This is a genomic window from Sphingobium sp. (assembly GCA_035196065.1).
GTDB classification, from domain to species: Bacteria; Pseudomonadota; Alphaproteobacteria; order Sphingomonadales; family Sphingomonadaceae; genus Sphingorhabdus_B; species Sphingorhabdus_B rara.
Genome location: CP136575.1, coordinates 1,060,858 through 1,072,791, shown reverse-complemented (window position 1 = coordinate 1,072,791; position 11,934 = coordinate 1,060,858). Strand labels below are relative to the sequence as shown.

General features: G+C 62.5%; 9 protein-coding genes. 5 read left to right on the top strand and 4 right to left on the bottom strand.

The genetic code is table 11. The annotated features are described in order from the left end of the window. Positions 1–14: 14 nt before the first annotated feature. Positions 15–824: an enoyl-CoA hydratase/isomerase family protein gene (locus RSE16_05055; GenBank protein WRH76838.1), complete on the bottom strand. Its 810-nt coding sequence runs from the start codon at positions 822–824 to the stop codon at positions 15–17. A 109-nt stretch (positions 825–933) separates the two neighbouring features. On the opposite strand from RSE16_05055, the gene RSE16_05050 reads away from it, so the two are divergent. Next, the gene (locus tag RSE16_05050; GenBank protein ID WRH76837.1) at positions 934–2,169 is read left to right on the top strand and encodes a pyridoxal phosphate-dependent aminotransferase; all 1,236 of its coding nucleotides are present in this window, start codon (positions 934–936) and stop codon (positions 2,167–2,169) included. Then, a complete protein-coding gene (locus RSE16_05045) occupies positions 2,166–2,459 on the top strand; it encodes a DUF1330 domain-containing protein (protein ID WRH76836.1) in 294 nt (97 codons plus the stop codon). The genes RSE16_05050 and RSE16_05045 overlap by 4 nt, the downstream gene beginning before the upstream one ends. A gap of 32 nt (positions 2,460–2,491) precedes the next feature. Here the strand turns inward: RSE16_05045 and RSE16_05040 are convergent, their stop codons facing one another. Next, the gene (locus RSE16_05040) at positions 2,492–4,072 is read right to left on the bottom strand and encodes an AMP-binding protein (protein ID WRH76835.1); all 1,581 of its coding nucleotides are present in this window, start codon (positions 4,070–4,072) and stop codon (positions 2,492–2,494) included. 105 nt (positions 4,073–4,177) lie between these two features. On the opposite strand from RSE16_05040, the gene RSE16_05035 reads away from it, so the two are divergent. Genes RSE16_05035 through RSE16_05025 form a run of 3 tightly spaced genes read left to right on the top strand, consistent with a single transcriptional unit; the run spans position 4,178 to position 9,321 of the window. Continuing rightward, positions 4,178–5,599: a serine hydrolase domain-containing protein gene (locus tag RSE16_05035; protein ID WRH76834.1), complete on the top strand. Its 1,422-nt coding sequence runs from the start codon at positions 4,178–4,180 to the stop codon at positions 5,597–5,599. After that, positions 5,596–8,187: an aminopeptidase N gene (pepN, locus tag RSE16_05030; GenBank protein WRH76833.1), complete on the top strand. Its 2,592-nt coding sequence runs from the start codon at positions 5,596–5,598 to the stop codon at positions 8,185–8,187. Before RSE16_05035 ends, pepN begins: the two co-directional genes overlap by 4 nt. 27 nt (positions 8,188–8,214) lie before the next feature. Then, positions 8,215–9,321 (top strand): serine hydrolase domain-containing protein, encoded by a 1,107-nt coding sequence (locus RSE16_05025; GenBank protein ID WRH76832.1) that lies wholly within the window; start codon positions 8,215–8,217, stop codon positions 9,319–9,321. Positions 9,322–9,375: 54 nt separating this feature from the next. Here RSE16_05025 and RSE16_05020 read toward each other — a convergent pair whose 3' ends face one another. Together RSE16_05020 and RSE16_05015 are read right to left on the bottom strand one after the other, a co-directional pair. Continuing rightward, a complete protein-coding gene (locus tag RSE16_05020; protein ID WRH76831.1) occupies positions 9,376–10,506 on the bottom strand; it encodes a P1 family peptidase in 1,131 nt (376 codons plus the stop codon). Continuing rightward, positions 10,503–11,837: an aspartate aminotransferase family protein gene (locus tag RSE16_05015; protein WRH76830.1), complete on the bottom strand. Its 1,335-nt coding sequence runs from the start codon at positions 11,835–11,837 to the stop codon at positions 10,503–10,505. The genes RSE16_05020 and RSE16_05015 overlap by 4 nt, the downstream gene beginning before the upstream one ends. Between the last annotated feature and the right edge of the window lie 97 nt (positions 11,838–11,934).

Sequence of the window (11,934 nt, the reverse complement as noted above, 5' to 3'; positions counted from 1 at the left end):
AGCGGGAGCGAGGCTTAGTCGCCTTTGAATTCGGGATGGCGCTTTGCCAGGAAGGCGGAGACACCTTCGCGGAAGTCGTTCGAGCGGGCGGCCAGCAGGTACTGGTCGCGGTCCATGAAGCTGACCGCTGCGGCATTGGCGAGCGCGGCGGCGTTTATGGCTTCCTTGGTCATCCGCACCGGAATCGGGGGAAGCCCGGAAATGCGGGTAGCCCAGGCGCGCGCCTCACTCAGGGCCTGGCCCTTGGCGCAGGTCAGTTCCGCCAGCCCCCAGGTGGCGCAGGTTCCGGCATCGACCGGGTCGCCGAACATGACGATGCGTTTTGCCCGCGACGGGCCGACCAGGGCGGTCAGGCGGGGCAGGGATCGCCAGCTCATGTTCATGCCCAGCGGCACTTCGGGCAGGCGGACGAACGAACCTTCGCCCATGATCCGGAAGTCACATGAGAGCGCCAGGGCCAGCCCGCCGCCCACGCAGAAACCTTCGATGGCAACGATCGTCACCGCTTCGATGTCTTCCCAGGCCTGGCACATATCCGGGCCAGCGGCGACCGCCGAGCGCAGTTCCAGCAGGCTTGCGCTGGCGGCACTGCGACTGGAAGACATCTGCAGATCGACGCCCGCAGAGAAGAATTCCGCCTGTCCGGTCAGGATCACGGCGCGAACGGTCGGGTCGCGGCGCAGCTGGCGGGCGACTTCGGTCAGGCTGTCCATCAGCGCGCCGTCCATCGCATTGCGCGCGGCAGGACGGTCAATCGTGACCGTAACCACATTGCCGTCACGCTCCAGGCGAAGCCCGGTGAACGACCGGGAATCCTTGCTCATCGCGCGCACACCCTTTCCCTTAAAAACCGCCAACAGACGAATTGACTCGCCCTCTCAATGTGTGCACTGATTACATAACGGGATTGGCAATGCAAGGGATGCTGATCGAATGAATGACTTGCGCGATAGGGCGTCCGGGCAACCGGATTATAATGGCAGGTGGCCGGTTGCCGCCCGGCCCGTGGTGGCTGACCTGCCGCCGTCGAAGATCCGCGAGATTGCCAATGCCGGGTTCGGCCGAACCGACCTGCTGCGTTTCTGGTTCGGCGAAAGCAACCGCCCGACGCCGGATTATATCAAGCAGGCCGCGATGGCGGGCATTGCCAATGACGAGGTTTTCTACACGCACAACAATGGCCGCGAAGACCTGCGGGCGGCGCTGGCCAGCTATCTGACGCAGCTGCATCGCCAGCCGTTTTCGCTGGAGCGGACCTCGATCACAAGCTCGGGCGTATCTGCGCTGATGATTGCGCTGCAGGCCCTGATCGATCCGGGCGACCGGGTGGTGATCGTGACTCCGATCTGGCCAAACATCGCGCAAATTCCGGTTGCCTTGGGTGCGCAGGTTGAGCGCGTGGCCGTGGATGGTTCGTCAGGGCAATGGCGGCTTGATCTCGATCGGTTGCTGGCAGCGATCACGCCCGACACGAAAGTGCTGATCATCAATTCTCCGGCCAATCCGACCGGCTGGATCATCCCGGCAGAGCAGCAACGCGCGATCCTGGATCACTGTCGCCGCCTGGGCGTGTGGATCCTGGCCGACGACGTTTACGAGCGGCTGATGCTGGGGGCAGAAGCCGGGCCTGCGCCGTCGTTTCTGGCCCTTGCCGACCCGCAGGACCGCCTGATCGGGGCCAACAGCTTTTCCAAGGCCTGGTTGATGACCGGCTGGCGCCTTGGCTGGCTGGTCGCTCCGGCCGAACTGGCGGACGATCTGGCCAAGGTGATTGAATTCAATACTTCGTGCGTGCCGGGCTTCATCCAGTCTGCCGGGATCGCCGCGCTGACCCAGGGGGAACCGCACATCCGTGCCCTGCAGGCGGAACTTACCGCCAATCGCGATCAGGTGATTGCGGCGCTCACCGCGATGGAGGGGATCGCCGCGCCCTTGCCGCAGGGCGGGATGTACGCGTTCTTCAGGATTCACGGACAGCCGGATTCCGTCGCCCTGGCCAAGCGGCTCGTCCACGAGGCCGGATTGGGCCTGGCGCCCGGTGCGGCATTCGGTCCGGAAGGGGAAGGCTGGCTGCGCTGGTGCTTCGCCGCGGGTGGAGAAGGATTGAACGAGGGCCTGGCGCGGCTTGCGGACTGGGTGGGCAACAATCGGACAAAAGGGACCGGATGATGGCGAAGGGCTATATCATTGCGCGGGTCAGCGTGACCGATCCGGATGCCTACGCCATCTATGCAGGGTTGGCACGGGGCGCGATGGAACGATACGGTGCGCGAATTCTGGCGCGCGGCGGGCGCTACACCGGACTGGAGGGTGGTGCCCGCCCGCGCAATGTCATCCTGGAATTCGACAGTTACGACACGGCTATGGAATACTGGCATTCCGAAGAATACCAGTCCGCCCGTGCCCACCGGTTGAACGCGGCAGAAATCGAGCTGTGCGTGGTCGAAGGGGTCGACTAGTCGAACGACCCCTGCATCATGGCGGCGATTGCTTACTGGCGCTCTGCCATGCGGCTGCGCAATTGCTTCTTGTCGATCTTGCCCAGGGTTACGCGCGGCAGATCATCGACCACGAAGATTTCGTCGGGAACCTTGAACGAGGCGAGCTTTGCCTGGCAGGCTGCCAGCAATTGTTCCACCGGATCGGTGCCCGGCTGCATCGGGATGACAAAGGCCACCGGCACTTCGTCCAGCATCGGATGGGGCTTGCCCACAACGGCCACTTCCACCACCAGCCCGGTGCCCATCAGGACCCGTTCGATTTCGGACTCGGCCACATTTTCGGCACCGACCCGCAGCATGTCGCGGTCACGTCCGTCGAAGACCACGCTGCCATCGGCGTGCGGGGTAACGCGGTCGCCGGTCTTGAACCAGCCATTCTCGTCAAAGGCTTCGGCAGTGGCTTCCGGATTGTTGAGATATTCCTGGAACAACGAAAGCCCGCGCTTCCCCTTGATCCAGAGCATCCCGCTTTCGCCCGCGCTCACATGCGAACCGTCCTCGCGCCGCACTTCGATTTCGTAACCAGGGCCGACCTGCCCCATCGAGCCGATCCGGCCTGGCATGTTCCAGGTTGAAATCAGCGGCAGCGATACGGTCTCGGTCATTCCGAACCAGCCGATGCAGGGGATGCCGAATTTTTGCAGCACAGGGGGCGGATCGATCCCGCCAAGGCCCCAGCGCTGGATCCTGTTGGGCGGCACCGGCAGCGCCATCAGCGCTTTCAGCATGAAGGGGATTTGCACCCCCCAGGTGCAGTTGTGCTCTGTCACGCAGGGCCAGTACCGGCTGGCCGAGAAACGCATCTGGAACACCAGCGTTGCCCCCGCCCACAAGGTCGCAAGGTGCGAATAGGACAGGGCATTGGTGTGATAGAGCGGCAGGCAGGTATGGCCGATGTCGTCCGGGCCAACCTGGCTGGACAAGGCCCCCAGGCGTGCGCCCCACAGGGCATTGGCATGGGTCCAGACCACCCCCTTGGGCCGCGATGTCGTTCCCGATGTATATTGCACGCTGTTGGGCAGCATCGGATCGGCTGGGCGCAGCGGCGCGCGGGCGGCATCGCCAGCGGCGAGTTTCTCGAACGGCAAGCTTCCCGCCGGGCGCGGAGCATCCGGGGCCAAGCCGCAGTCGGTTTCGGTTACGCACAGCCATTCCAGGCGCGGAGAGGCAGTGCTGACCAACTCGGCAAAGCATGGCTGGGTGATTGCATGGCGGGCGCCGCAATGATCAATGAAATAGGCCAGTTCATCTTGCGAAGAACGGGTATTGGTGGTCACCGCCACTGCGCCTAGGCGCGAGCAGGCGTGCCATGCCAGCAGGAATTCGATGCAGTTGTCCATGTGGATGACCACGAAATCGCCCCGTTTGACGCCATGTTCCGCCAGTCCGCCGGCGAATGCGGCAACCGCATCGCGAAAGCCGTGATAGGTCCAGGATTGCGCAGGGCCCTTGGGCGGAGAATAGATCAGGAAGGGGTGGTCCGCGCGATCCTGTGCGCGGGCCTCAAGCAGGTGGGGCAGGTCCTGTCCGGTGAACATATGGATTGGCCCTGGCATGTTGTCCTGTTTCATGCTTGATCTCCCGAAAGTGAGCGATGAATACATTGACAAGCCGCGATCAACAAGGCGTAATGTAATCAGCGATCATATAAACGGCGCTTGGGAAGGAATGCTTGGATGACTGCCGTGGAATCGGAAATGCACAAGTTCGCGGCCGGCCTGTTGCCGGTCAATCCGGTCGCCGGAGAAGAGGTGAGCTGGACCGTCGAGGAACGGTTGGCGCATTACAATTGTCCGGGTGTTGCAGTTTGCGTCATCCGCGATGGCGATATCGTCGATGCGGCGGGCTTTGGCGCGATTACCCATGGCGGCGCGCCGGTCGGTGCCGAAACTGTGTTTGCCGGAGCATCGATCAGCAAGCCATTGACTGCGGTTCTCGCCCTGCAACTGGTCGATCAGGGCCGGGTCGATCTGGATCGTCCGATCAACGATTACCTGCGCAGCTGGCAGGTGCCGGAAAGCGAATTCACGCGCCAGGTCCCGGTAACCCTGCGCCATCTGCTCAGCCACCGCGCGGGTACCACGGTGCATGGCTTTGGGGCTTATCCGCATGACCGGGCTGCCCCCACGTTGCTTGACGTGCTGAACGGCCGCGAACCTTCGCCAACGCCGCGGGTCGAGGTCAACAAGCTGCCCGGCGAATCCGTGCGCTATTCCGGCGGCGGCACGCAGGTCGTGCAACTGTTGCTGGAGGAAATGACGGGAACGGACTTTGCATCTCTGGCGCAGGAAAGGATCTTTGCCCCACTGGGGATGAACCGCACCACCTTTTCCCAGCCGCTGCCGGACGCGCTGCGCCCTCTGGCGGCATTGGGACATCATGCCGATGGCCGCGTGGTCAACGGGCAATATACGTTCACGCCGCAACTGGCGGCAGGCGGGGTCTATACCACCGCGCCCGACTATGCCCGCTTCATGATCGAGTGCCGCAACGCGTGGCTGGGGCGCGGCAATGTTCTGCTGGGCCAGCAGATCGCGCGGCAGATGATGGAGAACCAGGCAGGCGGTCAGTTCGGACTGGGCTGGGAAGTTTTCGGCAAGGGCGCGGCTGCCCGCTTTGGTCACGGCGGATCGAACGAAGGGTATCAGTGCAATACCACCTGCAACCTTGAGCAAGGCTGGGGCGGCGTCGTGCTGACCAACAGCCTGAGCGGCCTGATCCTCTATTACGAAGTACTCAACGGGATGGCGCGCGCCTTTGACTGGCAGGGCTACCTGCGCGCGCCGCGCCGGATCAAGCCGATTATCGGGGATGAGATGCAGCGCTATGTCGGGCGTTACCGGATCGTATCCGGCATCGATGCCCCGCATATCGATATCTGGGTAGAGGACGGCCAATTGCACAGCCACATTCAGGGCCTGATCCTGCCTCCGCGTCCGATTTACATGGATGAAGGCGGGCGCTTCTTCTCGCAGCAAGTGCCCGGCGAAACGGTGGTGGAGTATGACGGAGAAGGCCGCGCGATGACTCTGATCGCCTATGCCGGAGAGGATATCGAACTGCTGCGCGCCGAACGCATCATGGATGCTGTGCAATGAGCAAGACGGTTACCCGGCTGGCCGATTATCAACCCTATCCGCATATAATCGAAGCGGTGCAACTGGACGTTGCGCTCGATCCGGAAGTGACAATCGTGCAGGCCACCATGCAGGTGCACCTGCCCGAAACCCAAGAGGGCGCGCCCGATCTTGTTCTGGACGGCAAGGACCTTGAGCTACGCGCGATCAGCATGGATGGCCGCGCGCTGCGCGGTGATGAATATTCCGCTACGCCGGACCGGCTTGTGATCTTCGCTCCGCCGCGCAGCTTTGCGCTGACCACGCAAGTCGCCATCCATCCGGCGCGCAATGTGTCGCGCAAGGGGTTGTTCTTCCATGCCGGGGTTCTGGCCACCCAGTGCGAAGCGGAAGGTTTCCGCCGTATCACCTATTTCCCGGACCGGCCCGACGTCCTGACCGTCTATACCGTGCGGCTTGAAGCCGACCGGGATGCATTCCCCATGCTGTTGTCGAATGGCGAGCCGGGCGATCAAGGAGCAGAGGGCGCGCGGCACTGGGTGACCTGGCGCGATCCCCATGCCAAGCCCAGCTATATCTTCGCGATCATGGCGGGGCGCTTTGACGCTTTGCGGGATCAATATGTCACGGCCAGCGGCCAGCCGGTCGACATTGCGATCCTGGCCGAACCGGGCGAGCGAGAACGCTGCCGGTTTGCCATGGACAGCCTCAAATCCGCCTTTGCCTGGGAAGAACAGGTTTTCGGCCTTGAGTATGATCTGCCGATCTACAACGTCGTTGCCTTGCCCGGCTATTCCGGTGCGATGGAGAACAAGGGGCTGAATCTGTTCGGCGCCGATGGGGTGATTGCCGATCCCGCGATTACCACCGACGAGGAGTTTACCCTGATCAAGCGCATCATTGCGCACGAATATTTCCACAACTGGACTGGCAATCGCGTTACCTGCCGCGATTGGTTCCAGCTGAGCCTGAAGGAAGGGCTGACCCGGCTGCGCGACCAGTTGTTCATGGAAGATGAACTGGAGGCGGGCACATTCCGGATCGAAACGGTCAAGGCCCTGCGGCGCAACCAGTTTCCCGAAGACGATGGACCGGCGGCGCATCCGGTCCAGCCGGCGGAATTTGTCGAGATCGAGAATTTCTACACCACGACGATCTACGAAAAAGGCGCCGAAACGCTTCGTATGCTGCGCACCATGGTCGGGCCGGATCGCTTCATTGCGGCGATCAAGGCCTATCTGCGCCGGTTCGACGGGCAGGCAGCCACGATTGATGATCTGTTCGACCTTATCGAAAGCGAATGCGGCAAGGACCTGACGCAGTTCCGCAAGTGGTTGCACCAGACTGGCAGGCCGACCGTAACCGTTACCCGCACTTACGATCCGGTCCTGCGGCGGGCCACGATTACCCTTGCTCAAACGGTGCCGGACAAGCCTGGCCCGGGCGGACCGCTGCACATCCCGATCCGTATCGCCTTGCTCAACCCTGCTGGGGGGCAGATGGGCGATGAACACCTGGTTGAGCTGACCGACTGGTCGCAGACCCTGGTGTTCGAGGATGTGCCCTGTGCGCCTGTCCCCTCGCTGCTGCGCGGGTTTACCGCTCCGGTCACTCTGGAATGCGATCTGGCGGATGAGGATCTGGTGCAGCTTGCCTTGCATGATCCCGATCCGTTTGTCGGCTGGAACAGCGTGCAGCAATTGTTCACCCGCACGATCCGGGCGCTCAGCCATTTGCCCGCCAGCGAGATGGTGGCCAACGTTCCGCAAAGGCTGATCGCGCTGGTCGCCGATCTGCTCCGCAACAATGCCGTATCTGCGCCGGGCCTGACCGCCCAGAAGCTGTCCCTGCCCGATGAGCCGGCTTTGAGCGAAGGCCTCGACCGGATCCGGCTGGACGAGCATCTTGCCGCCCGCGAGGCCGTGAAGCGCGCAATCGGTATGGCGCTTGGCGACCTGCTTGGTTCTGTCTACCGCGCGCTGGATGGCCTTGATCCGGCCGATCGGAGCCCGCGAACGATTTCCCAGCGCAACCTGAGTTCGGTTCTGCTCGATCTGCTTCTGGCGACGGGTAGTGACCACGCTGCGGAGCTTTGCCTTGCGCAGGTGCGGAACGGGCCGTCGATTACCGAGCAGTTCGACGCCTTGTGTCTGATCAGTCATCATGATCATCCGCAGCGCCGCGCGGCGTTCGACGGGTTTCTCGAACAGTACAAGGACCAGCCGCTGGTGGTCGACAAGTGGTTCAAGGCTTATGCCCTGTCCCGCGCGCCACGGGTGATTGACGAGATCATCGATCTGGAAGGCCATCCGGCTTTCGAAATCCAGAACGTCTCGCGTGCCGTGGCCTTTTACGGCAGCCTGTTCCGGCAGAACCGCGCCACGTTCCATGACCTGTCGGGCAAGGGGTATCGGTTCCTGGCAGACCGTTTGCTGATGATGGACAAGATGGGCCGGGGCCATCCGGCCTACTTCATGGCTCAGCTGGATCAGTGGCGGCGGTTCGATGATCGGCGCAAGGCGCTGATGCACGCCGAGCTGGTCCGGATCGCAGAAGACCCGGACATCTCGCCCACGCTGCGCGAAGTCGTCTCGCGCACGCTCGCCTGATTTTCATCAAACCGGGAGTTGCCCAACATGGCTGACGCATTTGCCGACATATTGCGGGCTGAAATTCCCGGCGCAATGGACCAATTCAACGTCCCCGGTTGCGCAGTCGCCCTGATCCGCGACTTTCAGCTTGCCGATGTGCTGTGCTTTGGCACTGCGGACCGCCTGGCCAATGAGGCGGTGACGCCCAGGACCCGTTTCAGCCTGCAGTCGATTTCGAAATCCATAGCCGCCTGGATGGTCCTGAAGCTTGTCGAAGAGGGCCGTATCGACCTTGATCGGCCCATCGGCGACTATCTGCGCCGCTGGACCCTGCCGCCATCGGCGCAGTTCGATCTGGCGCTTGTCACCCCGCGCCGGTTGCTCAGCCACCATGGCGGAGTGACCGTGGCAGGCTTTCGCGGCGTTGCATTGGACCAAACCGGCTTTACCCTGATCGATGCAATGCAGGGCAAGCTGCCTCCGCCCACTCCGCAGCAAGAGCAGCACTATGCCTATTGGAACCTGCCGCGCGACGATGCTGTCGTGACCGTGACGCACGAACCTGGCTCAGGCTGGAATTACTCCAACGCCGGTTTCGGCCTGCTGGAACTGGCGATCGAGGATATTACCGGTGAAGATTTTGGCACGATTGTCGAGCGGGCTATCTTTGCGCCGCTGGGCATGACCAATTCCTGCTATGGCCGCCGCGATGGGCTGCCCTATGCCGCGCCGCATGACCGGCAGGGAGAGCCTACCCCGGACTATCGCTGGCTGTGCGGGGCTGCGGGCGGGGCCTATGCCTCGATCGAGGATCTTGCCACCTTTGCCCGGGCGGGAATGTATGCTCCGCGCACCGGTCCGGGCGCAGGGGTTCTGACCCCGGCTTCCGTCCAGACGATGCATACCGCGCATGGCGATGCCGATGATATCGGCGAGTTAAAAGCTGGCGCCGGACTGGGCCACATTCTGCTCGATTTCGGCGGGCTGAAGAATGTTCATCATTCAGGTGGCTCGATTGGCTGGCGCAGCATCTATTCGATCTACCCTCAGCTCGGTTCGGGGATCTGCATGCTGATGAATGCCGAAGGCGCCAATGAGCTGTGGCAACCGCTGGTCTTCCGCTGGGCGGCAGAGCAGCGCGCCGCCGCTTAGCGGCTGGGGTCGGCAAGCCGGTGCCAAGCGATGCCGGCCCGGTTTGCCTGCCGATCAATCGACCGGGACGAGCCGATTGTAGCGTTTCATGATTTCCTGCACTTCGGGAATGGGCAGGGCGCGGACGGTGAAGCCGTTGATCCCGGTCATCGTCTCGTTGGCGAACATGCTGTTCATGATCGCTTCCTCGACCGCCTGGATCGTTGCTTCATAGAACCGGCTCATAGCCGCTTCGCCGACGAATTCGGTGGTTACCAGCCCTTCATGCTGCCGCACGGCTGCTTCGTTCGCGGTCGAGAAGGCCAGAAAAAGATCGCCGGATTCGTTGGACGCGATCCCCCCAGTCGCGGAAATGCCATAGGCCGCGCGGCGCGCAATGCGGCGCAGGTGATGCGGCGCCATGGGCGCATCGGTGGCAACGACCCCGATGATCGAGCCAAATTCCGGCGGCGAGAAATCGACAATCGGCAGTTCCAGGCCAACCGGGACACCAGCGATCTTGAGCAAGTGGCGCTTGCCGAAATTGCTCTGGACGAAAGCGCCCACGGTATAATCGCGCCCGGCATAGTTGACCACGCGCGATGCCGTGCCCGATCCACCCTTGAACTCAAAGCAGCGCATGCCTGTGCCGCCGCCGACACTGCCCTCCTCGATCCAGCCGCCGCGCGCATCTTCAAATGCGGCAATCACGTCTGCTTCGGTGACGTGGTGCCCATTGATATCGTTGAGCGGGCCATCATGGGTTTCGGCAGAAACCGGGAGATAGAATGGCTGGTCGACTTTTTCCGCGCTGTTGTGCCTGGAATATAGCCACTTTGCCGTGACATCGCGAGTAAGGCCGCAGGAATGGGTGTTGGTGATGGTGATCGGTCCATCAAACCGGCCGCGTTCCTCGATGAAGGCGGCGCCGCTCATTTCGCCATTGCCGCTCATGTTGAAGAAACCGGCATAGGCCGCGCCTTCCGGATTGGCGTAGCCGCGCGGGAAAATGGCTGTGACACCGGTGCGCACCGGGCCCTGGCCAACGACCAGCGGACCATGGCCCCGGATCAGGGTCTGGTAACCCACTTCCACGCCCGGCACATCGGTGATCGCATTGAATTCGCCCGGCGTGCCGACAAACGGAACGCCCGCTCCCCGCGCCCGCGTTTTGCCCGAAGGCGTCTGTCGGTGTGCCTGCTTCATGCCGCCTGCTTTCCGATTATCTTGAACGCTTCGTAGGCCTGCTCGACAACATGATCGATGTCGGCTTCGGTATTCGCAGTAGAGAGCACAAAGAAGCCTGGCGCGCCCATCAGGACGCCGTTGTTCAGCATATGATGGAAAAAGGTTTCGGCTTTCGCCCCCATGCCGGGGTTGGCCATGCTGGTGCGGATCAGATCGCGATAGGTCGCCCCATCCGCTACGGTGTGGAACAGCCCGACGATTGAGGCGGCCCCGCGCACCATGGCGTGGGCTCCGGTCGCGGCAATGGCTTGGTTCAGGCCATCGCGGAGCCGGTCTCCAAGGCCACTCAGGCGGTCGAAGGCGGCGCGGTCAAACAGGCGCATGGCGACAACGCCAGCAGCCATTGTCAGCGGGTTGGCGTTGTAGGTGCCGCCATGTGTAACCCGGGCCTTGCCCTTGCGCTGATCGTAAACCGCCGACATGATTTCTGCCGAACCGCCGACGGCACCAACAGGCAGGCCTCCTCCGATGATCTTGCCCATTGCGGTAATATCCGCCATTATTCCAATGGCTTCCTGTGCACCGCCATAGCCGAGACGCAGGCTATATACTTCATCGAAGATCAGCAGAGCGCCAAGGGCGCGGGTTTCTTCGCGCAGCATGGTTAGGAATTCGAGCGACGCGGGCTGATAGGCGAGGTTCTTGACCAGCGGATCAACCAGAACCGCCGCCAGCTCCGCGCCATGCGCACGCAGCAATTTGCGGCCGCCTTCCACATCGTTCATCTGCAGGACCAGGACGTCTGCTGCCGTACCGGGGCCTGATCCGACTTCCGGAATGCCAATGCCCGCTTCGGGTTCGGCCAGCTTGGCCGGGTGGGGATAAGTGCTCACCGCGGCAGTGTCGTCGCCGCCATGATAGGCGCCTTCGATCTTGGCGATGATCCGCCGGCCGGTATAGGCGCGGGCGGTCTTGATCGCCATCATCACCCCTTCCGTCCCGGAATTGGCAAAGCGAACCTGCTCGACCGAAGGGAGGCGTTCGCAGATGATTTCGGCCAGTTCGATTTCGCTTTCGGTGGGTAGGGAAATGGCTGTCAGCCGCGCGGCCTGGCGCTGGATCGCTTCGGTCACTTCGGGATGGCAGTGGCCGTGAATCAGGGACGAGTAATTATTGATGAAATCCAGCCGGGTCACGCCGTCCACATCGGTTACCCGCGCGCCCTGCGCGCTCGCCGCATAGATCGGATAGGGCGGGAAATAGACCGTATGCCGCGAATTTCCGCCCGGCATGACCTTGAGCGCACGCTCGAACAGCCTGCTCGATTTTGAACCTTGATCCGGAAACATGCGGCATCCTCCAACTGACTGAACGAACTGACCTCTAGCGAGTCAATGTGATCAGTGTACATATTGGGGACGTGCGGTCAATCCCTGCTGTCCGCAA